The 22,513-nt window shown below is 66.0% G+C and carries 23 protein-coding genes; 10 read left to right on the forward strand and 13 right to left on the reverse strand.

From position 1 onward, the window contains the following. Nucleotides 1-16: 16 nt before the first annotated feature. From kdpA to EYW47_RS35350, 8 genes are all read right to left on the reverse strand, one after another. Complete coding sequence (gene kdpA, locus EYW47_RS35310; protein WP_133199442.1) at nt 17-1,822, reverse strand: potassium-transporting ATPase subunit KdpA; 1,806 nt, start codon at nt 1,820-1,822, stop codon at nt 17-19. Further along, the gene (gene kdpF / locus EYW47_RS35315) at nt 1,819-1,911 is read right to left on the reverse strand and encodes a K(+)-transporting ATPase subunit F (protein ID WP_028218560.1); all 93 of its coding nucleotides are present in this window, start codon (nt 1,909-1,911) and stop codon (nt 1,819-1,821) included. Before kdpF ends, kdpA begins: the two co-directional genes overlap by 4 nt. After that, nucleotides 1,908-2,033 carry a potassium ABC transporter ATPase gene (locus EYW47_RS35320; protein ID WP_133199443.1) on the reverse strand — a complete coding sequence of 42 codons (126 nt, stop codon included), beginning with the start codon at nt 2,031-2,033 and terminating at the stop codon, nt 1,908-1,910. Before EYW47_RS35320 ends, kdpF begins: the two co-directional genes overlap by 4 nt. Before the next feature lie 137 nt (nt 2,034-2,170). After that, nucleotides 2,171-3,220 carry a lipase secretion chaperone gene (locus EYW47_RS35325; protein ID WP_377785169.1) on the reverse strand — a complete coding sequence of 350 codons (1,050 nt, stop codon included), beginning with the start codon at nt 3,218-3,220 and terminating at the stop codon, nt 2,171-2,173. Between the two features lie 3 nt (nt 3,221-3,223). Continuing rightward, on the reverse strand, nt 3,224-4,285 hold the full coding sequence (locus tag EYW47_RS35330) for a triacylglycerol lipase (protein ID WP_133199444.1): 1,062 nt from the start codon (nt 4,283-4,285) through the stop codon (nt 3,224-3,226). A 319-nt stretch (nt 4,286-4,604) separates the two neighbouring features. Beyond that, on the reverse strand, nt 4,605-5,579 hold the full coding sequence (locus EYW47_RS35340) for a quinone oxidoreductase family protein (protein ID WP_133199446.1): 975 nt from the start codon (nt 5,577-5,579) through the stop codon (nt 4,605-4,607). A 47-nt stretch (nt 5,580-5,626) separates the two neighbouring features. Next, nucleotides 5,627-6,016: a methylglyoxal synthase gene (locus tag EYW47_RS35345; protein WP_133199447.1), complete on the reverse strand. Its 390-nt coding sequence runs from the start codon at nt 6,014-6,016 to the stop codon at nt 5,627-5,629. An 81-nt stretch (nt 6,017-6,097) separates the two neighbouring features. Beyond that, nucleotides 6,098-6,877, reverse strand: a complete 780-nt coding sequence (locus tag EYW47_RS35350; protein WP_133199448.1) for an SDR family oxidoreductase — start codon at nt 6,875-6,877, stop codon at nt 6,098-6,100. A gap of 447 nt (nt 6,878-7,324) precedes the next feature. Between EYW47_RS35350 and upp the strand changes: the two genes are divergently transcribed. The 9 genes from upp (at nt 7,325) to rng (ending at nt 16,173) form a co-directional block, all read left to right on the forward strand. Beyond that, a complete protein-coding gene (upp, locus tag EYW47_RS35355) occupies nt 7,325-7,975 on the forward strand; it encodes a uracil phosphoribosyltransferase (protein ID WP_028218566.1) in 651 nt (216 codons plus the stop codon). A gap of 582 nt (nt 7,976-8,557) precedes the next feature. Continuing rightward, nucleotides 8,558-9,286: a YebC/PmpR family DNA-binding transcriptional regulator gene (locus tag EYW47_RS35360; protein ID WP_028218567.1), complete on the forward strand. Its 729-nt coding sequence runs from the start codon at nt 8,558-8,560 to the stop codon at nt 9,284-9,286. Nucleotides 9,287-9,478: 192 nt separating this feature from the next. Then, nucleotides 9,479-10,753 carry a phosphoribosylamine--glycine ligase gene (gene purD / locus EYW47_RS35365; protein ID WP_133199449.1) on the forward strand — a complete coding sequence of 425 codons (1,275 nt, stop codon included), beginning with the start codon at nt 9,479-9,481 and terminating at the stop codon, nt 10,751-10,753. Between the two features lie 413 nt (nt 10,754-11,166). Further along, nucleotides 11,167-12,141, forward strand: a complete 975-nt coding sequence (gene hemF, locus EYW47_RS35370; protein ID WP_133199450.1) for an oxygen-dependent coproporphyrinogen oxidase — start codon at nt 11,167-11,169, stop codon at nt 12,139-12,141. Between the two features lie 16 nt (nt 12,142-12,157). Continuing rightward, on the forward strand, nt 12,158-12,934 hold the full coding sequence (locus EYW47_RS35375) for a nicotinate-nucleotide adenylyltransferase (RefSeq protein WP_165976769.1): 777 nt from the start codon (nt 12,158-12,160) through the stop codon (nt 12,932-12,934). 2 nt (nt 12,935-12,936) lie between these two features. Then, nucleotides 12,937-13,404, forward strand: a complete 468-nt coding sequence (rsfS, locus tag EYW47_RS35380; protein ID WP_133199452.1) for a ribosome silencing factor — start codon at nt 12,937-12,939, stop codon at nt 13,402-13,404. 101 nt (nt 13,405-13,505) lie between these two features. Further along, nucleotides 13,506-13,976, forward strand: a complete 471-nt coding sequence (gene rlmH / locus EYW47_RS35385; RefSeq protein WP_133199453.1) for a 23S rRNA (pseudouridine(1915)-N(3))-methyltransferase RlmH — start codon at nt 13,506-13,508, stop codon at nt 13,974-13,976. 95 nt (nt 13,977-14,071) lie between these two features. Then, nucleotides 14,072-14,695: a Maf family protein gene (locus EYW47_RS35390; RefSeq protein WP_133199454.1), complete on the forward strand. Its 624-nt coding sequence runs from the start codon at nt 14,072-14,074 to the stop codon at nt 14,693-14,695. Nucleotides 14,696-14,703: 8 nt separating this feature from the next. Beyond that, nucleotides 14,704-16,173 carry a ribonuclease G gene (gene rng, locus EYW47_RS35395; RefSeq protein WP_133199455.1) on the forward strand — a complete coding sequence of 490 codons (1,470 nt, stop codon included), beginning with the start codon at nt 14,704-14,706 and terminating at the stop codon, nt 16,171-16,173. Nucleotides 16,174-16,525: 352 nt separating this feature from the next. Here rng and EYW47_RS35405 read toward each other — a convergent pair whose 3' ends face one another. From EYW47_RS35405 to EYW47_RS35415, 3 genes are all read right to left on the reverse strand, one after another. Next, complete coding sequence (locus EYW47_RS35405; RefSeq protein WP_133199456.1) at nt 16,526-16,822, reverse strand: hypothetical protein; 297 nt, start codon at nt 16,820-16,822, stop codon at nt 16,526-16,528. Beyond that, nucleotides 16,819-17,640 carry a hypothetical protein gene (locus EYW47_RS35410; protein WP_133199457.1) on the reverse strand — a complete coding sequence of 274 codons (822 nt, stop codon included), beginning with the start codon at nt 17,638-17,640 and terminating at the stop codon, nt 16,819-16,821. The genes EYW47_RS35405 and EYW47_RS35410 overlap by 4 nt, the downstream gene beginning before the upstream one ends. Before the next feature lie 424 nt (nt 17,641-18,064). Further along, nucleotides 18,065-18,547 carry a hypothetical protein gene (locus EYW47_RS35415; RefSeq protein WP_133199458.1) on the reverse strand — a complete coding sequence of 161 codons (483 nt, stop codon included), beginning with the start codon at nt 18,545-18,547 and terminating at the stop codon, nt 18,065-18,067. Between the two features lie 517 nt (nt 18,548-19,064). Between EYW47_RS35415 and mnmH the strand changes: the two genes are divergently transcribed. Next, on the forward strand, nt 19,065-20,150 hold the full coding sequence (gene mnmH, locus EYW47_RS35420; protein WP_133199459.1) for a tRNA 2-selenouridine(34) synthase MnmH: 1,086 nt from the start codon (nt 19,065-19,067) through the stop codon (nt 20,148-20,150). A 330-nt stretch (nt 20,151-20,480) separates the two neighbouring features. Here the strand turns inward: mnmH and EYW47_RS35425 are convergent, their stop codons facing one another. Further along, nucleotides 20,481-20,792, reverse strand: a complete 312-nt coding sequence (locus tag EYW47_RS35425) for a DUF4148 domain-containing protein (RefSeq protein ID WP_133199460.1) — start codon at nt 20,790-20,792, stop codon at nt 20,481-20,483. 231 nt (nt 20,793-21,023) lie between these two features. Beyond that, nucleotides 21,024-22,109, reverse strand: a complete 1,086-nt coding sequence (locus EYW47_RS35430) for a glycosyltransferase family 4 protein (protein ID WP_133199461.1) — start codon at nt 22,107-22,109, stop codon at nt 21,024-21,026. Between the last annotated feature and the right edge of the window lie 404 nt (nt 22,110-22,513).

Consider the following 22,513-nt stretch of genomic DNA (forward strand, 5'->3'; position numbering starts at 1 on the left):
TTGATGAAGTCCCCGTTCAATGCACGCCCATCATGATCAGATGCTCCACACCCGGCCCGAGCGCGAGCGCCGGCACATAGGTGAGCGCGCCCACCAGCAGCACGACGCCGAGCAGCAGCACGACGAACAGCGGTCCGTGCGTGGGCAGCGTGCCGCCCGTCACGGCGATGCGCTTCTTGCTCGCGAGCGAGCCTGCGATGGCGAGCACCGGCACGATGGTGCCGAAGCGGCCGAACCACATCGCAATCGCGAGCAGCCAGTTGTAGAACGGCGTGTTGACCGAAAGTCCCGCGAACGCGCTGCCGTTGTTGTTCGCGGCGGAGCTGAACGCGTAGAGAATCTCCGAGAAGCCATGCGCGCCCGGATTGGCAATGCCGGCCTTGCCCGCGTCGGAGAGCACGGCGATCGAGGTGCCGAGCAGCACGAGCATCGGCGTGAGCAGCACGACGATCGACACCATCTTCATTTCGAACGATTCGATCTTTTTGCCCACGTACTCGGGCGTGCGCCCGATCATGAGGCCCGCCACGAACACCGCGAGCAGCGCGAACACCAGCATGCCGTAGAGGCCCGAGCCCACCCCGCCGAAGATCACTTCGCCAAGCTGGATGAAGAGCATCGGCACGAGGCCGCCGATCGGCGTGAGCGAATCGTGCGTCGCGTTCACGGCGCCGCACGAGGCCGCCGTGGTGGCCACGACGAAAATGCCCGTCTGCGCAATGCCGAAGCGCGTTTCCTTGCCTTCCATATTGCCGCCGGCCTGCAGCGCGCTCGCGTGCTGATCGACGTTGAGCGTCGCAAGCATCGGATTGCCGGTCTGCTCCGCCGAGAGCTCGACGCCCACGGCGACGGCGAACGCGATCGTCATCACCGCGAGCACCGCCACGCCCTGCTTGCGATCGCCCACGACGTTGCCGAATACGAGGCACAACGCTGCTGGAATGATCAGGATCGCCAACATTTCGACGAAGTTCGAGAACGGCGTGGGGTTTTCATACGGATGCGCCGAGTTCGCGTTGAAGAAGCCGCCGCCATTGGTGCCGAGCATCTTGATCGCGACTTGCGAGGCGACCGGGCCCATGGCGAGCGTCTGCGTCGTCGCTTTGGTGTCGACGGTGACGGGGTTGCCCTTCGCGTCCTTGACCGGATTGCCCTGCGCATCGAGCTTGGGCGCCGCATACGTGGTGGTCTGCAGCGTGGGCACGTCCTGGTACGACTTGAAGTTCTGGATCATGCCCTGGCTCATCAAGAGCGCCGCAATTACGGCTGCCATCGGCACGAGGATGTAGAGCGTCGTGCGCGTGAGATCGACCCAGAAGTTGCCGATGGTCTGCACCGAGTGACGCGCGAAGCCGCGAATCAGCGCGACCACCACGACGATGCCGGTGGCCGCCGAGAGGAAGTTCTGCACGGTGAAACCGAGCATCTGCGTGAGGTAGCTCACGGTCTGCTCAGGCGTGTAGTCCTGCCAGTTCGTGTTGGTGACGAAGCTCACGGCGGTGTTGAACGCGCCGTCCACCGTCATCGCGCTGAACTGCTGCGGGTTGCCGGGCAGCCAGCCCTGCACGCGCAGCAGCACGTAAAGGAAGCCCACGCCCAGCACATTGAACGAGATGGTGGCGAACGCATAGCGCTTCCAGTTCATCTCGGCGCTCGGGTCGACCCCGGCAATGCGGTAGAGCAGATTCTCGAGCGGCCCGAAAAGACGCACGACGCGCGAGCGCCCGTCCAGCACACGCGTGATATAGCCCGCGACGGGGACCGCGAGCGCCAGCAGGACGACGATGAAAATCCCCGTTTGGAGCAGATTGTTGGCGTTCATTCGATCTCCTCCGCGCGCAGGAGCGCATGGACGAGATAGACGAACAGCAACAGCGTCGCCGCCCCCGATAGCCAGAAAATCCAGGTCATGAGCGCGCTCCCGTCGCGGTCTGATCGGCGCGGCGGTACTGCATGAGCTTCTCGCAGCCGGCGATCAACGCGTAAGTGAGTGCGGCGAAGACCGCCAGCCCCCCGATATACAGCACATCCATTGTCGTGTTCTCCATTCGCGGATGACGGATGGCTGCAAGGTACTGGTTATCGCGTTAAATCCGGATCAAAGGTTTTGGCACAGATATAAAAATCGCGTAAACGCGGCGTGCGCCGGGGCGGCGTTGCGCCGGGCTGGCTAGCGGGCGGAACCCGGCGTTTGATCGAGGGAGGCCGCCCGCAGGGCTTCGCCGGCCTCGGTGAACGTGCGCTCGCGCAACTGGGCGATCGATGCGTCGCGCGCCGCGCCCGGCGGCTGGGCCGCCTCGATCTGCGCGCGCTGCGACGCGTAAGCTGCATATTTCTCCCGCCACGCATCGTCGTCCCGCTGCAATTGCGCCACGCGCGCGGCGGCTGACGCGCCGAGGGAAGGCGTCAAATCGGACAGTATCTGGTCCGGCGTCGCATGGGCGTCCTGCAAGGCGGCGATCTGCGCGAGCGCGGCGTGCTGCGCCTCGGCCTGCGCGCGCAAGGCGCGCTCCGGGGCGGACAGCTGCTGGTCGAGCGCAGCCAGGCGCCTCTGCTTTTCAGACTCCGTGAGACTGGCGTCCATGACGATGGCAAGCCGCTCGGTATTGTTGCGCTGTAACGCAAACTCTTCGCCGAAGAACACCTCGCTCCATTCGCCGAGTTCGCGGCTCGCGAGCGCCGAACGCTGCGCCAGGGTGGTTCTCAGCGCATCGATGTCGACATTCGATGCGGCGGCCCCGTCGACGGCGGCCCCCGGCAGTTGCGCGAGCGCTGACCGATAGGCCTCGTAGCGCTGCCACACGGCGAGCGCTTCGGCCTGAGCGGTGGTGCCGTCGAGTTGCGCGGCAATCTCGCGCGCAACGAACGCATCGAGCCGCGCCTCGCCCAGGTCGCCCTGCGCGCTCAAGCAATAATCGAAGAAGACGCGCACCGCCGTATCGCGCGCGAGATGGCCATGGCCGTCGGTAGGCAAGCGCGGCGCGCTCGTGTCGGCAAGCGAGGCAGGCAGGCGATCCGGCCCGGCCTCGAGCCCGGGCTGAGCCGGCAGGATGGCGGCCCGCTCGCTACCCGTCGCTGCGCGCACCGGCACCTCTGCGCCGTCGCGCTGCGCCCGGCCCGCGCCGGTCGGCGCCACAACAACGCCGAGCGCCACAGCCGCCGCCGCGACTCCAGCCGCAACCCACCAGACCCGCCGCACGCCATGCCGCGCCTGTCTCATCACTCAAACGCCCTGCAGCTTCAGGCGGTTGGCGTGCGTGCGGATGACCGCGACCGGATCCTCCGCGTAGGCGCCGCGCACGCCGAACAGCTGGTTGATCGAATCGATGTGATTCCACTTGTAGTTCACGCTGATCACCTGGCCGTACATCGCGCTGCACGTCGACACCAGACCGTCGTTCACGCCCGAGTTGCGATTGAGCATCGCGGTGCCGGTGAGCAGGAACGCTGGCGTCGTCATGTCGCGGGCGTTCGCCGGATCGACGAGCGGCATCGTGCTCGCGTCCTTCGCAATGTACTGGCCCGCGATGCGCGCAACGGGCTGGATCGCCGAGCCCGCCCACGAGTACAACAAATGCTTGTTGCCGGCGATCGTCTCGCTAGACGCGCCCGTCCGGCACGAACCCGGCGCACCCAGACCGGCGCTCGGGTAGCGCTTGTTGAACTGCGCGGTCGAGTCGGTCCTGAGCGTGCGCAGCGCGAGCAACGCGTCCTGGTTCGTGATGTGCGCGCTGTTCGAGAGCACGCCGTACATGTTGAGGAAGGCGCCGACGGCCGCCGATGTCTTGCCGGTCGGGTCGACGTTCAGCACGTCGACGGCGAGGTCGGCGAACTCGCTGCCGCGATGCGGCGTGCCGATCGTCGTCACCGAGGCGACGAGCTGCGGCGCGACCGCGGCGACATAGCGGGACGTGAGGCCACCCTGGCTGTGGCCGACGAGGTTGACCTTCTGCGCACCGGTGACAGCGAGCACCTGCTTGACATAGGCGAGGAGCTGCTCGCCGCGGCCTGCGGGGCCGTCGTCGGCCTGAAAGCTCGAAAGATTCGCCGTGTACACCCGCGCGCCATGGCTTTGCAGATCCGACGCAATCCCATACCAGTAGTCGAACAGGCCGAATATCTTGTCGGTGCCGGTCAGGCCATGCACCAGCACGATCGGATACTTCGTCGCCGCGTATTGATCCACGGCCGCCGCCGCGGCGGCAGGCCCCGGCGACGAAACGAACAGCGCGGCGCAGAGCGCGAGCGCGCCTGCGGCACTGCGAAAGCGAGTTGAACGAAACATTGCGGATCTCATTGCCCATTGTTGAATCCGGCTCAGGCCAGACGGGCCCGACAGGATAATTAGGAACACAGAATGATCCAATTCCGGCCTTGCCATTTACTGACCCAAATCAGCACAAGAGCGCGGAAAGCCGCCTGCCGCGAAAGCGGCGGGAGCGGCGGGAGCGGCGGGAGCGGCGGGAGCGGCGGGAGCGGCGGGAGCGTAGATCAGGACATTGCGAATGCGGCGACGCTCACGACCGCCGACGCGCTGCCGCCGTGCCGGCTTTATCGAGCGGAGCGAAGCAGGCGGCTCCGCCCCATCTGCCATCGGCTGCCGTTCAGGGCAGCAAAATGGTCGAGCCCGTCGTGCGGCGCGCTTCGAGATCGGCGTGGGCCTGGCCCACGTCCTGCAGCGCATAGCGCTGGTTGATCGAGGTCTTGACCTTGCCCGAGGCGATCACCTCGAACAGCTCGGCGGCCATCTCTTCATAATCGGCGCGCCTGGCCATGTAGGTGAAAAGCGTCGGGCGCGTGAAAAAGAGCGAGCCGCGCCCCGCGAACTCCGACGAGTCGATGGGCGGCAGCGGCCCCGACGCATTGCCGAAGCTCACGAACATGCCAAGCGGCGCGAGGCAGTCGAGCGACTTCGTGTACGTGTCCTTGCCGATCGAGTCGTAGACCACGGGCACGCCCGCACCGTTCGTGATCTCGCGCACGCGCGCGGTGAAGTCCTCGCGCGTGTAGACGATCGGGTAGTCGCAGCCGTGCGCCTTCGCGACTTCGGCCTTCTCGTCCGAGCCCACAGTGCCGATCACGGTCGCGCCGAGGGCCTTGGCCCATTGGCACACGATCAGCCCGACACCGCCCGCGGCGGCCTGGATCAGGATCGTGTCGCCGGCCTTCACGCGATACGTGCGGCGCAACAGATATTGCGCGGTCAGACCCTGGAGCATGACGGAGGCGGCCTGCTCGTCGCTGATCGCCTCGGGCAGGCGGATCACCTGGTCCGCGCGCAGCACGCGCTCCTGCGCGTACGCGCCCGGCGGACGCGCGACGTAGGCCACGCGATCGCCCGGCTTCACGAGCGTCACGCCCTTGCCCACGGCCACGACTTCGCCCGCGGCCTCCATGCCGAGGCCCGCGGGCAGCGGCTGCGGATAGAGCCCGGTGCGAAAGTACACGTCGATGTAATTGAGCCCGCATGCGCTCTGCTTCACGCGGATCTCGCCCTCGCCCGGCTCGCCCACCGTGACGTCCACCCACTTCATCACTTCGGGGCCGCCGGTCTTGTCGTAACGGATTGCCTTGGTCATCTTGCCTCCTTCGTCTCGTGAGTCCTGTGAGTGGAGCAGTAACGCGCTCAGATCTCGTCTTTCATGCGCAGCGTGAGCACGTCGAGGATCATGCGTGCCGTCGAGATATTGGTCGCGCACGGCACGTCGTGCACGTCGCAGGCGCGCACGAGCGCGTTGATGTCGGGTTCGTGCGGCTGCGGGGTCATGGGGTCGCGCAGGAAGATCACCACGTCGACATTGCCTTCGGCAAGCTGTGCGCCAATCTGCAGGTCGCCACCGTGCGGGCCCGAGAGCATGCGCTCGACGTTCAGGCCGTGGGCCGCGGCAATGCGGCTGCCGGTCGTGCCAGTCGCGAGCAGCTCGCAGCGGCGCAGCGTGTCAACGTACTCGCCGCTCAGCCTGACGATGTCGTCCTTCTTGTGGTCGTGCGCAATGAGCGCGACGCGGGTGGGCATGGCCTTCTTCCTTCTTTCGGTGAGGGTGTGTGTGTCGCTCATGTGCGCCGATGCGCACGAAGCGCATCGGAACATACCGGATCAGAACGTACCCGGATAGGCGCCGCCGTCGATCAGCCAGTTTTGTCCCGTGATATAGCCCGCATGGGTGCTGCACAGGAACGCGCAGGCGCTGCCGAATTCCTCGGGCGTGCCGAAGCGCCCCGCCGGAATCGACTTCATGCGGCGCGCACGCACTTCGTCGAGCGAGAGGTTGCTCGCCTTCGACTGCGCGACGATGGTGGCCTGGATGCGGTCGGTGTCGAAGGCGCCCGGCAGCAGATTGTTGATCGTCACGCCCGTGTTCGCGACCTGGCGCGCGATGCCCGCGATGAAGCCCGTGAGGCCCGAGCGCGCGCCGTTCGACAGGCCGAGCACGTCGATGGGCGCCTTTACCGACGAGCTCGTGATGTTGACGATGCGCCCGAAGCCGCGCTGGCTCATGGCGTCGATGGTGGCCTGGATCAACGCGATCGGCGTGAGCATGTTCGCTTCGAGCGCGGCGAGCCAGGCTTCGTGCGTGTAGGTGCGGAAGTCGCCCGGCGGCGGCCCGCCCGCGTTGTTCACGAGAATGTCCGGCGACGGGCAGGCGGCGAGCGCGGCGGCGCGGCCAGCCTCCGTGGTGATGTCGCAGGCCACGGCCTTGACCTCTACGCCGGTTTTGGCGCGAATTTGCGCGGCGGTCTCCTCGAGCGTTTGCGCCGTGCGCGCGACGATCGTCACGTTTACGCCCTCGGCCGCGAGCGCCTCGGCGCAGCCGCGCCCCAATCCCTTGCTAGCCGCGCACACCAGCGCGCTGCGTCCTGCGATGCCCATGTCCATCGTTTTTCGATCCTCGTGGTTGGCGTGACGAATCGGTGACAGCGGAGCACCGGCGGCGAGCCCTGTCCGGCTTCGCGCGGTTATGCCTGGTTGTGCCTGCTTGCCCGTCCGATTTTTGCGATTCTAGAAGAATCGGGCCGCGCGCGTGGGACGCCGCGGGTTGCGGGTCGCGAACCGAGGCAGAAAAGCGTGCACCGCCGCAGCGCGCGCCCCGTTCGGTCCGAGTCCTGCTCAATTCCCGCCCGGTTCTCGTATACTTGCGCCTGTAGCGCGGCCCAGCGCTCCCGCGAGCCACGCCGGACCCAACCGTCCGGCTGCCTGCCGCGTGTGGCGGGCCCTGCTCGCCGCACGCTGCGCGCGCCCGTCCGATGGCCAGGACGGTTCAAGGCGCCCGGCGGCGGCACGACCGACACCCCGATTTCCCCTTGCAGCCTCGTGCGCCCCGCCATGAAACAGGACAGCCGCTTTCCGAATCTTTTCATCCTCGATCACCCGCTGATCCAGCACAAGCTCAGCCACATGCGCGACAGGGACACGTCCACGCGCACGTTCCGCGAGCTGCTGCGCGAGATCACGCTCTTGATGGGCTACGAAATCACGCGCGAGCTGCCCGTCACGACGCGCCGCGTGCAAACGCCGCTCGTCGAGATCGACGCGCCCGTGATCGCCGGCAAGAAGCTCGCGATCGTGCCCGTGCTGCGCGCTGGCGTGGGCATGTCCGACGGCCTGCTCGAGCTGATCCCGTCGGCGCGCGTGGGCCATATCGGCGTCTATCGCGCCGACGACCACCGCCCCGTCGAATACCTCGTGCGCCTGCCCGACCTCGAGGACCGCACCTTCATCCTGTGCGACCCGATGGTCGCGACCGGCTACTCGGCGGCGCACGCCATCGACGTGCTCAAGCGCCGCGGCGTGCCCGGCGAGCGCATCCGCTTCCTCGCGCTGGTGGCCGCGCCCGAGGGCGTCGAGGTGTTCCAGCAGGCGCATCCGGACGTGCGCCTTTACGTGGCCTCGCTCGACTCGCACCTGAACGAGCACGCCTACATCGTCCCGGGTCTCGGCGACGCCGGCGACCGCCTGTTCGGCACCAAGAACTGATGCCGCCGGGGGGCGGCTCTCCCAGCCGTCCCTCACGCCTTTCCTCGCCCTTCGCTTTGCTCCGATCTTTGCCCGCGCACGAGCGCGCGGCACCCGCGAAATCCCCGCTCAATCACACCGACGGGTGAGGCCGGGCGAGCCCGCCGTGATAAAATTCAGATCCGCCTGATGGTCCCGAAGGGGCCCCGGGGAAGTCGCGAAGCGTGCCGCATGGCGCCTGACGCGGCACCGAGCGGCCTGGGAGCGGTTCTGGCCGGCCCCGCCGGCACTTGCCAGCCTGCGCAGGCGCGCGCCGTGCATCCGGCGCGTGCGCCAGGCGAAACTGCAGCGCCGTGCGCCACCATGCAAGCCCGGCCGCGAGCGCCCGTGGCGCCAGGCACCGGCGACCGGCATCGAGAGGACAAACCCAGTCGGGTAGATCCGGTCGGGCAGACGCGGGCGGATAGCTACTCATGGGCACACCGGCATGAAGCCACTGCCGCGCACATACGAGCGCGACATGCCGCGCCCTGACAAACGTATTGAAAACTGCAGCAACGACAACTGCACCATGCACGCGAAAAGCGTGCGACGGAGAAAGGTATGGCGGGTCATTCGAAATGGGCCAACATCAAGCACAAGAAGGCGGCGGCTGACGCCAAGCGCGGCAAGGTCTGGACACGGCTCATCAAGGAAATCCAGGTGGCGGCGCGCATGGGTGGCGGCGAGGTCGACTCGAACCCGCGCCTGCGTCTGGCCGTGGACAAGGCCTATGACGCCAACATGCCCAAGGACAACATCAACCGCGCGATCCAGCGCGGCGTGGGCGGCGTGGATGGCGCGAACTACGAGGAAATCCGCTACGAAGGCTACGGCATCGGCGGCGCGGCCATCATCGTCGACACCATGACCGATAACCGCACCCGCACCGTCGCGGAAGTGCGCCACGCGTTCTCGAAGTTCGGCGGCAACATGGGCACGGACGGCTCGGTGTCGTTCATGTTCGATCACGTCGGCCAGTTCCTGTTCGCGCCGGGCACGGCCGAAGACAAGCTGATGGACGCCGCGCTCGAAGCGGGCGCCGACGACGTCGTCACGAACGACGACGGCAGTATCGAGGTGATCTGCCCGCCCAACGACTTCCAGAAGGTCAAGGACGCGCTCGAAGGCGCGGGCTTCAAGGCGGAAATGGCCGAAGTCACGATGAAGCCGCAAACGGAAGTCGAGTTCACGGGCGACGACGCGGTGAAGATGCAGAAGCTGCTCGATGCGCTGGAAAACCTGGACGACGTCCAGGAGGTGTACACCAACGCGTCGATCGACGAGGAATAAGCGGCATCGGCGCGAGCGAACGCGGGCGAGAGAGGCGACGGGCCGTGCAGCTGCGGCCGCCCTTGGCTAGCCACCCCGCGGATGGCCACCCCACGGATGGCCGCCCGCGGTTCGCCGCCCTTACGATTTCACGGCCGGCGCATTGACGCGCCGGCCGCAACTGTTTCTGGTTCTGGTCTTTCGGGGATTTACATGAAGTTACTCGTCGTCGGTTCTGGCGGCCGCGAACATGCGCTGGCGTGGAAGCTTGCGCAGGCGCCGCGCGTCCAGCTCGTCTACGTCGCACCGGGCAATGGCGGCACCGCGCAGGACGAGCGGCTCGCCAACGTCGACATCACGGACATCCATGAGCTCGCCGATTTCGCCGAGCGCGAGCAGATCGCCCTCACCGTGGTCGGGCCGGAAGCCCCGCTCGCGGCCGGCATCGTCAACGTGTTCCGCCAGCGCGGCCTGAAGGTGTTCGGCCCGACGAAGGAAGCCGCGCAGCTCGAAAGCTCGAAGGACTTCGCGAAGGCGTTCATGAAGCGCCACAACATCCCCACGGCCGCCTACGAGACCTTCTCCGACGCCGCAGCTGCGCACGCCTACGTCGAGAAGAACGGCGCGCCCATCGTGATCAAGGCCGACGGCCTCGCCGCGGGCAAGGGCGTGGTGGTGGCGATGTCGCTCGAAGAGGCGCATCAGGCCATCGACATGATGCTCGCCGACAACAAGCTCGGCGACGCCGGCGCGCGCGTGGTGATCGAGGAATTCCTCGCGGGCGAGGAAGCGAGCTTCATCGTCATGGTGGACGGCAAGCACGTGCTCGCGCTCGCCTCGAGCCAGGACCACAAGCGCCTGCAGGACGGCGACCAGGGCCCGAACACGGGCGGCATGGGCGCCTACTCGCCCGCGCCCGTCGTCACGCCGCAGCTGCATGCACGCGTGATGCGCGAAATCATCCTGCCGACCGTGGCGGGCATGGAGAAGGAAGGCATCCGCTACACGGGCTTCCTCTACGCGGGCCTGATGATCGACGCGCAGGGCAACCCGAAGACGCTCGAGTTCAACTGCCGCATGGGCGACCCGGAAACGCAGCCGATCATGGCGCGCCTGAAGAGCGACTTTTCGAAGGTCGTGGAGCAAGCCATTGCGGGCACGCTCGACCAGGTCGAGCTGGACTGGGACCGCCGCACGGCGCTGGGCGTGGTGATGGCCGCGTACAACTACCCGGACACGCCGCGCAAGGGCGACCGCATCAGCGACATCCCCGCCGAGACCGAAGCTTCGGTCACCTTCCACGCGGGCACGCAGATCGTGGACGGCAAGCTCGTGACCTCGGGCGGCCGTGTGCTGTGCGTGGTCGGCCTCGCCGATTCCGTGCGCAGCGCCCAGAACGTGGCGTACGAGACCGTGAACCGCATCTCGTTCGACGGCATGCAGTATCGCCACGACATCGGCTATCGCGCCGCCGGGCGCAAGCAGTAAGCCCATCCGGGAAAGGCACGCGCGGCTTGCGAGCCCGCGCGTGCTGCCGGCACGCGGCCTGGCGCGACGTATGGTGTGGCATGGCTGCTCGCCGCATGGTGGCGCATCGGCCTGGCAGACCAACGGCCCTCGGCCCATCGGCCAGCTAGCCCAAAGGCGAGGCGCATGTCGCCAGGCCGCGCCGGAGCGAAACCAGCGGCTGCACTCTGACGAACGGGCTACCCGCCGCGTGCGCATGGCATACGCAGCGGGCCTCGCGGTGGCCCCATGCAGCGCAGCGCATGGGCGGCATAGCCGCGAAGCCGCGCCGAACGGCGTAAACTTGCCGCTACCGGGCGCGCCGCGCGCCCCGTACCCCGAATCCGAACCCAATCCTGGCGCAGTGCCGGCCCCGCCGCCTCGCCCGCCCACCGATGACCGAACCGATTCAAAACGGCCAAACCCGCGTGACGCCCGCAGGGGCGACCGATGGCGCCACTCACGACAGCGCAGCCGTGCGCGCCTGGCTCTCGGGCCTGCAGACGCAGATCGCCGACACGCTCGGCGCCTTCGACGGCACGCCCTTCGCCACCGACACGTGGCAGCGCGAGCCCGGCGAGAAGCTGCGCGGCGGCGGCTGCACGCGCATTCTCGAAGGCGGCCAGTTTTTCGAGCGCGCGGGCATCGGCTTTTCCGACGTTTCGGGCGACGCCCTGCCGCCCTCGGCCACGGCCGCGCGCCCCGAGCTCAACGGACGCGGCTTCGAGGCGATGGGCGTCTCGCTCGTGCTGCACCCGCGCAACCCGTACTGCCCGACCGTGCACATGAACGTGCGCATGCTGCTCGCCACCAAAGCGGGCGAAGCACCGGTGTTCTGGTTCGGCGGCGGCATGGACCTCACGCCCTATTACGGCTTCGAGGAAGACGCGCAGCATTTCCACCGCGTCTGCCGTGACGCGCTCACGCCCTTCGGCAGCGATTTGTATCCGCGCTTCAAGCGCTGGTGCGACGAGTACTTCTTCCTCAAGCACCGCAACGAGGCGCGCGGCGTGGGCGGCATTTTCTTCGACGACTACGCCGAAGGCGGCTTCGAGCAGGCATTCGCGATGCTCAAGAGCGTGGGCGAAGGCTTCCTGAAGGCGTATCTGCCGATCATCGAAAAGCGCCGCGCAGCGCCTTACGGCGAAGCCGAGCGCGAATTCCAGGCGTACCGGCGCGGCCGCTACGTCGAGTTCAACCTCGTCTGGGACCGCGGCACGCACTTCGGCCTGCAAAGCGGCGGGCGCACCGAGTCGATCCTCATGTCGATGCCGCCCTCCGCCAGCTGGCGCTACGACTGGCAGCCGCAGCCAGGCACGCCGGAAGCGCGCCTGTACACGGACTTCCTGCCGGTGCGCGACTGGATCTGACGCCGTGACGCAAGATTTGACCGTCCCCGCGAGTGCGCCAACCGGCGCACCAGGCAACGAGCCCTTCAGTGCGCCCAGCAGCGCACCCGCCGGCGCGCCCGCACGCCGCGTCGGCCTGCTCGGCGGCACGTTCGATCCGATCCACGAGGGCCATCTCGCGCTCGCGCGCCAGTTCGTGCGCGTGCTCGGCCTCACCGAGCTGATCCTGCTGCCCGCCGGCCAGCCCTGGCAGAAGCCCGAGGTGAGCGCCGCAAAGCACCGCCTCGCGATGACGCGCGCGGCGGCCGCCTCGCTCGTGCTGCCGGGCGTGACGGTGAGCGTCGACACCGACGAGATCGAGCACGACGGCCCGACCTACACGGTCGAGACGCTGCGCCGCTGGCGCGCGAAGAGCGAAAGCAACGCCCAGGCGGCGCTCACGCTCCTGATGGGCGCCGATCAGCTCCTGCATCTCGATTCGTGGCACGAGTGGCGCGAGTTGTTCTCGCTCGCGCATCTGGGCGTGGCGAGCCGCCCAGGCTTCGATTTCGCGGCGCTGCCGCCCGCCGTGGCCGCCGAAGTGGCCGCGCGGCGCACCAGCGCCGCGACGCTCGCAGCCACGCGCTGCGGGCATTTGCTGATCGACGAAACGCTCGCGCTCGACATCTCGGCCACCGAGATCCGGCGCGAACTCCAAACCTGCGTGCAAACGCAAGTAGCAACAGAACAACGCGGCGGCACCGCCGCCGAAAAGATTCCCGCGGCAGTGTGGGACTATATCCTTCAACATCATTTGTACAGGCACCACGGGTAAACATGGACATCCGCAAACTTCAACGCGCCATCGTCGACGGTCTCGAAGACGTCAAGGCACAGGACATCCGCGTCTTCAACACGAGCCATCTGACCGAGCTGTTCGACCGCGTGGTCGTCGCGAGCGGCACCTCGAACCGCCAGACCAAGGCGCTCGCCAACAGCGTGCGCGAGAAGGTCAAGGAAGCCGGCGGCGACATCGTCAGCACCGAAGGCGAGGACATCGGCGAATGGGTGCTGGTCGACTGCGGCGACGCGGTCGTCCACATCCTGCAGCCCGCGCTGCGCCAGTACTACAACCTCGAAGAAATCTGGGGCGACAAGCCGGTGCGCGTGAAGCTCGCGAACAACACGGGCTTCGCAGGCGCGCGCCCGAGCGAGCCGATCGACGCAGACGACGAGGACGAGCTCGACGCGCCCGCCGTCAAGAAGCCCGCGCGCAAAGCCGCATCGCGCCGCAGCGCGAAGTAAGTCCGCCATCAACGCGAAGTGGACGCGCCTTGCGCACGAGCCAGGTACACCGCGAGCACACAACGTGCACGCAAGCGCGCCACACGCATTCGTTTAGCACAATGAAACTGCATATCGTCGCCGTTGGCCACAAGATGCCGGACTGGGTGGCAGAAGGCTTCGAGGAGTACACGAAGCGCATGCCGCCCGAGCTGCGCATCGAGTTGCGCGAAGTGAAGCCCGAGCAGCGCTCCTCGGGCCGTTCGGCGGAAAGCGTGATGGCCGCCGAGCGCACGCGCATCGAAGCGGCGTTGCCGAAGAACGCGCGCATCGTCGCGCTCGACGAGCGCGGCCGCGATTGGACCACGATGCAGCTCGCCCAGGCGCTGCCCGGATGGCAGCAGGATGGGCGCGACGTGGCGTTCCTGATCGGCGGCGCGGACGGGCTCGACCCGCAGCTCAAGGCGCGCGCGGACACGCTCCTGCGCCTGTCCTCCCTCACCCTGCCCCATGCGATGGTGCGCGTGCTGCTGGCCGAGCAGCTTTACCGCGCGTGGACCATCACGCAGAATCACCCCTATCATCGCGTTTGAAGCGGGCCCGAATGGCGCCCGCCGGATTGCGTCCGTCGTAAGTGTGAACCCGCGCGACCCCGATTTCCGCCTCAACAAGACGTAAAAACGCCCCGATGACCACTACTGCGCCCTATCCGTTCGTCTATCTCGCCTCGCAGAGCCCGCGCCGCCAGGAGCTGCTGCAGCAGCTCGGCGTGCGCTTCGAGCTCCTGCTGCCGCGTCCCGACGAAGACGCCGAATCGCTCGAGGCCGTGCTGCCGGGCGAGTCCGCCGCGGTCTACGTCGAGCGCGTGTGCGCAGCGAAAGCCGATGCCGCGCGCGCCCGGCTCGTTGCGGGCGCGCACGGCTATGCGCCGATCCTCACCGCGGACACCACCGTGAGCATCGACGGCCATATCCTCGGCAAGCCGCACGACGCAGCCGATGCCTATGCGATGCTCGAACGGCTCGCCGGCCGCGAGCACGAAGTGCTCACCGCCGTGGCCGTGGTCAATGCGGAAGGCGTATGCCTGCCGCTTGCGCTCTCGCGCTCGCACGTGCGCTTCGCCCCCGCGATGCCCGCGGCGCTCGCACGCTACGTCGCGAGCGGCGAGCCGTTCGGCAAGGCCGGCGCATACGGCATCCAGGGGCGCGCCGCCGAGTTCATCGAGCGAATCGACGGGTCCTATTCGGGTATCATGGGTCTGCCACTTTTTGAAACGGCCGCCCTCCTGCGCGCCGCTGGCATCGACTTCTAAAAGCAATCATGAACGAAGAAATCCTGATCAATGTCACGCCTCAGGAGACGCGTGTCGCGTTGGTCCAGCAAGGCGCAGTCCAGGAGCTTCACGTCGAGCGCACGCTCTCGCGCGGGCGAGTCGGCAACGTCTATCTCGGCAAGGTCGTGCGCGTGTTGCCGGGCATGCAGTCCGCATTCATCGACATCGGCCTCGAGCGCGCCGCGTTCCTCCACGTGGCCGACATCTGGCATCCGCGCATCGCAGGCGAAGCGCATGCTCCCGTGCATCATCAGCCCATCGAAAAGACCGTATTCGAAGGGCAGACGCTGATGGTCCAGGTCGTCAAAGATCCGATCGGCACCAAGGGCGCGCGGCTTTCGACGCAGGTGAGCATCGCGGGCCGCACGCTCGTCTATCTGCCGCAGGAGCCGCATATCGGCATCTCGCAGAAGATCGAGAGCGAAGCGGAGCGCGAAGCCGTGCGCGCGCGCCTGACCGCCGTGCTGCCCGCCGACGAGAAAGGCGGCTACATCGTGCGCACCATCGCCGAAGACGCCACGAGCGAAGAGCTGGCCGCCGATGTCGCCTACCTGCGCAAGACGTGGACGACGATCCTCGCGCAAGGGCAACGCATGCCCGCCACGAGCCTGCTCTATCAAGACCTGAATCTCGCGCAGCGCGTGCTGCGCGACTTCGTGAACGACGAGACCTCGCGCATCCAGGTCGATTCGCGCGAAACGTTCCAGAAGCTCACGGAGTTCGCCACCGAATTCACGCCTGCGGTGCTGCCGACGCTGCATCACTACACGGGCGAGCGGCCGCTGTTCGACCTCTACAACATCGAGGCCGAGATCCAGCGCGCGCTCTCGCGTCGCGTCGATCTCAAGTCGGGCGGCTACCTCGTGATCGACCAGACCGAGGCGATGACGACCATCGACGTGAACACGGGCGGCTACGTGGGCGCGCGCAACTTCGACGACACGATCTTCAAGACCAATCTCGAAGCTGCGCACACCATTGCGCGCCAGTTACGGCTGCGCAATCTGGGCGGCGTGATCATCATCGACTTCATCGACATGGAGAACATCGAGCACCGCGACCAGGTGCTCGGCGAGCTGAAGAAGGCGCTCTCGCGCGACCGCACGCGCGTGACCGTGAACGGCTTCTCGCAGCTGGGGCTCGTGGAGATGACGCGCAAGCGCACGCGTGAATCGCTCGCGCATGTGCTGTGCGAGCCCTGCCCGACGTGCCTCGGCAAGGGGCAGGTGAAGACCGCGCGTACTGTGTGCTATGACGTGCTGCGCGAGATCCTGCGTGAGTCGCGCCAGTTCAATCCGCGCGAGTTTCGCGTGGTGGCGTCGCAGCAGGTGATCGACTTGTTCCTCGAAGAAGAGTCGCAGCATCTCGCGATGCTGATCGATTTCATCGGCAAGCCGGTGTCGCTGCAGGTGGAGTCGAATCTGAGTCAGGAGCAGTACGATATTGTGCTGATGTGAGGGGCGGGGCGGATCGACCCGGATCATCAACCACCGCGAAAGCCCTGTCTGTCGGGGCTCCGCCCAAATCCCCGCTTCATTCCGCGCTGGTTTTCGGAATCGCGTGTGCGTAAAGACCCGCGTTACCGGTATTCGTCAACCTCGGCTGCACCGCCTGCTTCGAGCACTTGGTCTTCCCCGTCGCCAGTCAGTAAATCTGACAGCACCTCAGGGCGCATTCGACGCATAGCGCTTTCGATCTTCTTGTCATATCGCCGATCATTCGGGTCGTGGCCAGCATGTGCTTTCCGCACGTATCGCTGTACGAAGCAGCCAAGCTCTCCCGCCAGATGGATTCGTCTTCGATTTGTGCTCACTTTGCCGGCGGCTCTGGTGGCGTCCATTCCATTGGCACTTCGGTGGTGATCTGCAGGCGGGCTTGCAGTTCAGGATTCGCGCCGGCAATAGCGAGAATCGCCATACCGCCAAGCTTGCGAGCGTCCTCGTCAGTGAATGGAATATCGGAATGCTCGGGCGCGTCAGGTGGCACGCTGATCGTCATTACGCGATCGATCGCAGACTGAACGAACTGACGCGGAACAACGCAAAACTTCACCTGGCCACTGTGCTCGTCATAGAAGCTGACGAAGGCGGTTTGTCGTTGGCTCATGAATAACCTCGGCAAGCTTGATAATTCTGAAACGCGCGCTGCTTGCACAACGCGTAGGTACGCGGATCGCGGTACATCGCGGCGGCGGCAGAGCAGGCAATCATTTCGGCGTCGTAGATGGCATCACACTCGGCCTCTTCGGTCCCGGTGAGGCCGCGCGCGGCGAGTTCCGTCGCGTCATCGCTCAATTTGGCCGGTCGATACTCGAACGGCTGCGCATCACCGAGCGGATCGAAACCGCTATCGTCCGCTGCGCCGCCAGTGCTTGACGACATGCCGCGTGCCGCATTCAGTTTCGCTTCTTGTGCAGAAGGATCGTAGGGACCACTCAGAACCGGTTCACCGCGGCGCAAAGGCGCGCTTCGAGACGATTCGAACGACTCAACCGATGCCAGTATCCCATCATTACCGGGCGTCGTTGATGTCCGCTCGGCTAGTGGTGCATAGAGGCCGCTTTGATACTCCGGCTCGATTTCGGGGATGAGCCAGCCTTCGGACACGGCGTTTTTCAGCACGGCCTCCAACTCGGCGTTGCTCTTCGCCGGGCGGTTATCGCCGAGCAAGTCAATTTGCTCGATCAACCACAGCAGATTTCGAGCCTCGAATTCAGGCTGGCTCCAGCGGTACGGCCCCCAATCGTAGTTTGCGTAGTACTCGGTCAGGAACAGGTCTTTGTCCCGCTCTCGCTGCCGATTTTTTTCCTCGTTCGATAATGCGCGTCGTCCCGGCAACGCGTCATACTCGTGAAAATATTCCCATTCGAAGTAAAGCCGGCATGCCTGTCCGGGCAACAGATCAATTTCCAGTGCATGGGACATCCTGAATCTCCCCCGCTCCATTACGACGGAGCACGCCACCGGCCCGGTCGTTGTACCGTCTGGACAGTGCGTCGTCGTACCGCTTCGTCCGCACTAACGTGCATGGCAATCCGCTTTCGAGTGGTATATCGAGCGTGTTTCGCATCATCGGCATCGGCCCCTTGAACGGTTAAGGCCGGTATACGTAGCAGATGATCAGGAGCAAGACCTTGCGGCAGATAAATGTCCCGCGACTTGATGCGCCGCGAATACGGCCGGTGATGCTTTGCTGGGCAACGAACGCCCACTGGTGGGGTGCCTGCAGACGGCAAGCACCCGCGAAAGTGCGGATTGCCAAGCGCGATAATTGCGAACGATTCCGCTCAACATAATCCTCTGAAATGTCCGCAAGTGAGGAATCGGTAACGAAGCGCGCTGATCGCGTTCACTGGTAGCTCGTCACGACCGCCACCAATGTCGGTCCTGTCGCCTGAGACAGGTCGCCGGCCTGAAGCCGGATCACACCACCGGCACTCCCAATACCGTAACGTCCGCTGCCATCGACCTGGCGTCGATAAACCGCCCCGTCAGCAACGCTCACCGACACAGGCGCCGGTGTCGCATGCGACGCGCCCGCGTTACCGCCGAGCGCGACGATCGACACTTCTGCGTAGGCCCTCGCATTTGGCGCGGCGACATACGCGATGGACACCGCGCAATCCGGTTCGACCGTCCATGCCGGGGCGCTCGTGCTTGAAGCATCGGCAAAACTGCCAGGGGCAGCGGTTATCTGGAATGTCGGTTCAACGATCGCACCGCTAAGGTAAATGGTCCCCCCCGTTCCAGCCTGCGCAACGCCGCAAGCCGTGAACAGCATCGAAGCACCGAGCACCCATTGCCATGCCTTTCGTTCATGCTTCGATTTCATCGTGCCTCCGTCTGGGAGCTTGCGTATGCCGCCCGTTGGCGGAGCGCTTCTGCGTACGGCTTAACGGCACATCACGAGCGAATCTTAGGTAGTGCTAACACTAATTTCAAGATATCCGGCACCGACGGCGGACAGGCAAAAGCCGACGCACGAAGGGCCGTGCGCGACAAGAGGGAGAAGATATGCACCGCACAAATCCGAATTGTGCTCTTTGAGCGACGGCTGGACATGACACAATGCGGCTCGCGCGTCGGGTGGACCCACGTTGCCACACCATTGCGGCAGGCAGCGCCGCTCATTGCCTTCACACTGCCGATGGCCGTCCCACCGTATATCATTCGCTATTGGCCTGGGGCGACCTGGAATCGGTTGCACAATGGGCAGCCGGAATTGGAAATCGGGCCATGCTTGTTCCCAAGCGATCGATTGATCCGGGACTTTCCACCGTACATCGCCAAACCACGACATCGCGCCCAACCCGCGCGAAGCCGTCGCATGCACCACCGGAGCACCACAGTTGAATCACCAGCGCGCCACCCTTTCCCAACTGGGCGAGTTCGATGAGATCGTCGACGTGCGAACGCCGCTCGAATACGCCGAGGACCACGTGCCCGGTGCGATCAACGCGCCCGTGCTCAGCAACGAGGAGCGCGTGATCGTCGGCACGCTGTACAAGGACTCGCCCTTCGAGGCCACCCGCGTGGGCGCGGCGATCGCCGCGCGCAATATCGCCATGCACCTGGACACGACCTTCGCCGACCGTCCACGCAACTGGCGCCCGCTCATCTACTGCTGGCGCGGCGGCAAGCGCTCGGGCTCGATGACGGCCATGTTCAACATGATCGGCTGGCGCGCGCGGCAGCTCGAAGGCGGCTACAAGACCTACCGGAACGCCGTGCTCGATACGCTCGGCACGCTGCCCGGGCAGTTGCGCTATGTCGTGCTCGCCGGGCCCACGGGCAGCGGCAAGACGCGCCTTCTACACGCGCTCGGCCAGGCCGGTGCGCAAACGCTCGATCTCGAGGCACTCGCGGCGCATCGTGGCTCGCTGCTCGGCGCACTGCCTACACGCGCGCAGCCCTCGCAGAAGTCGTTCGACACGGCACTGGTTCAGCAACTCCACGCGTTCGACCCCGCGCAGCCCGTCTTCGTGGAGGCGGAAAGCCGGCGCATCGGCGCGATCACGCTGCCGGTCTCACTCGTCGATGGCATCCACGGCGCACCCTGCGTCGTGGTCGAAGTGGCGCGCGAGGAGCGCGTGACGCTGCTGCTCGAAGAATACGGCCACCTGCTCGGCGACCCGACCTACTTCCGGGAACAATTGCTCAAGCTCACACCGCTGCATGGGCGCGAGCGCATCGAGTCCTGGTGCCGTCTGCTGGACGAGGGCCGCCACGCGGAGCTGTCCGAGACGCTCGTGACCGAGCACTACGATCCCGCGTATGCACGCAGCACGCGCAAGAACTATCCGAAGCTGTCGGCCTCGCCGCGATTCGTGTTCCATCCGATGACGGGCGACCCGATCGAAGAGGCGCGCGCGCTGCTTGCGCAACTGCACGGCGAAAATCGGCCTGGAGAGATGTTGGGGCAATCGCCTGGTTAAGCATTCGGGCGACGCTCGCCCGACGCCTGGCTGTCCCGAGGACAGCCGCCGGTTCGATTTCCGGCCGGCGAACGGCCGCCCCACAGTTGGCCGCCCCAAGGCTCACCGCCCACGGATGGCCGCCCACGGATGGCAACCCCCAGGAAAAAGCGCCCGGACACCCATTCCGTGCCCGGGCTAAACCATCGGAGTCCCGATGGTGGAGGTTTCTTCCTGGGCAGGCTGCGTTTCACAGCGGCATTGCACCGCTCGACTGCCCGCCCGCTGTGCGCGCCTCGTCGCCCTCCCCCGGCGCGACGCTCCATGGCTCATTTGAGTCGGACTAGCGGCTTAGGGATGCGCGTACATCGCGTTCCAGTCTTGCGCCGACACCGTGGCACCACGCGCACCCGATTCCGACGCGTTCGCGACACCGCCGTACGCGCTATTGCCGTTTTGCGCGGCCACCTTGGCTTCAGCGGCCTGGATTGCGTCCGGGTAGTGCGCTTGATCGCCGTCGCCGACGCGGTAACCGACCTTCTGCAGTTGCACGAGTTCTTCGCGCACTTGAGCGCGGGTGATGGTGGAGTGCGACTGCGCGAACGAAGCGACGGGGACGACGAGTGCAGCGGCAACGGCAACGGCTTGAATCAGGGACTTCATGGTTACGACCTCCGGTTTGTTCAGGACGGCCGGCGTGCGACTGTGTGTATGTGCATGCGACCGATGTACGCATCGTATGCCTGTCAGTCTCCAGGGTTAACCCTTGAAATCCTAGGGGACCTTTCCAGATTGCGGAAGAATGGCCGCGAGCGGCACAGGGCGGGGGTTTACGGCGAAATTGCCCGCTCTGGCGCTGGCCGGAGCGAGCTTGAAGCGGGCGCAAAGCGCAAACTAGCGGGTCGAGGAAATGTCCGTCACGAGTTCGAGGAGCGCGTCCACGTGGGATTGCACGCTCGCGTCGTACAGAACGACGGGATGAGAGCCAGAAGGATTGCCCGGTTCGGCGGCGGATTCGACGCGCCTGCCGCGCGCCGCCACCGCCGCTTCGATCGCGCGGCGCAGATCGGCGGCGTCGCCGGGGTTGAACAGGTATTTGGCGCTATCGGCGATGGCGTCGCAGCAGCCGATATTCGAGGAAAAGATCACCGGCGTGCCGCACATGACCGACTCGATGCCGACGAGCCCGAACGGTTCGTAGGTCGAAGCGAGAATCGAGTAGTCGGCCGCGCGATAAGCATTTTCGAGGTCCTTCACATAGCCGATGTAGCGCACGCGCGCGCTGGTGCGCTCGGGCGCGCGCCCCGCCACGGCCACCACAACCGGAAGATCCAGCGCCTCGATCACCTGCTCGATGAGCGGCAAACCCTTGCGCTCGTGGCTGCTCGACGCAAAGAGCAATACCGTCTCGTGGTCGGCGAATCCGTATTGCCTGCGCAGCGCGGCGCGCGTTCCGGCGTCCACGGGTGAGAAGCGCTCACCATCCACGGGGGGACAGAGCACGCGGATCTTCGCTTCGTCCACGCCGTAGAGTTCACGAAGCTCGGCACCCATCAGGTCGGAATGCGCGACGATCACGCGCGATCGCGCATATTGCTGGCTTTCGAGCGCGATCTGCCGGCTGTCGGAGCCTCGCTGCGTGCGCCCGGTCGCGCGCAGAAAGCCGCGATGCGTGCCGCCGCAGATGGCGATCTCCGAGGAGTCGACCCGGTTGCAGCCGATCAGCACGTCCACGCCCGCACGGCGGCGCAAGGTGGTGAGCCGCCGCGAGTACCACATGTCGCGCAGCTTGCCCGGCAGCAACGAGACGTTGATGCGGTGCGGCTCCACGAGTGCGTATTCGGGTATGGATGGATCGAACTTGCGCGCGAAGAACACGGGCCGCACGCCGCGCGCGGCCAGCCCCTGGACGAGGTCCATCGCGTAGCGTTCCAGGCCACCGCTGTGCTTGAGGGCGTTGCAGGAGATTCCAACCTTCATGACCCGTCCGAGTTGTGAATTATTGTGCGCAGATCTCGCGTGGGCCGATTATAAAGCGCCAGTTCCACGCAGCGCCGAAGCCGCCACTCGCCCGCATCGACGCACGCCAGGGCACGCCTGAGCTTTGTGTGAAAGTTCTTGTAATGCGGCTCGCACGCTCCCTGTCGGAGCATCCCGCATACCCAAAACGCCCCCGGTATATTCGACCGGCTTACGGGCCATAGAGCCAGTTTCCCTATGGCAGGCTGGCGATGGCCGCGCGGCGTGCAATGGCGCAACTGCCCGGCTCCATCGACATGACAACGGTCTACGGCGTGGGCAAGAGACGTCTCGAACAGGCACTCCGCGAACTCGCGCAGCACGGCGAGGCGAGACGAGCCAGCAGATCGTCAATGAGCGCGCGC

Source organism: Paraburkholderia silviterrae (assembly GCF_004353915.1).
In the GTDB taxonomy this organism is placed as follows: Bacteria; Pseudomonadota; Gammaproteobacteria; order Burkholderiales; family Burkholderiaceae; genus Paraburkholderia; species Paraburkholderia silviterrae.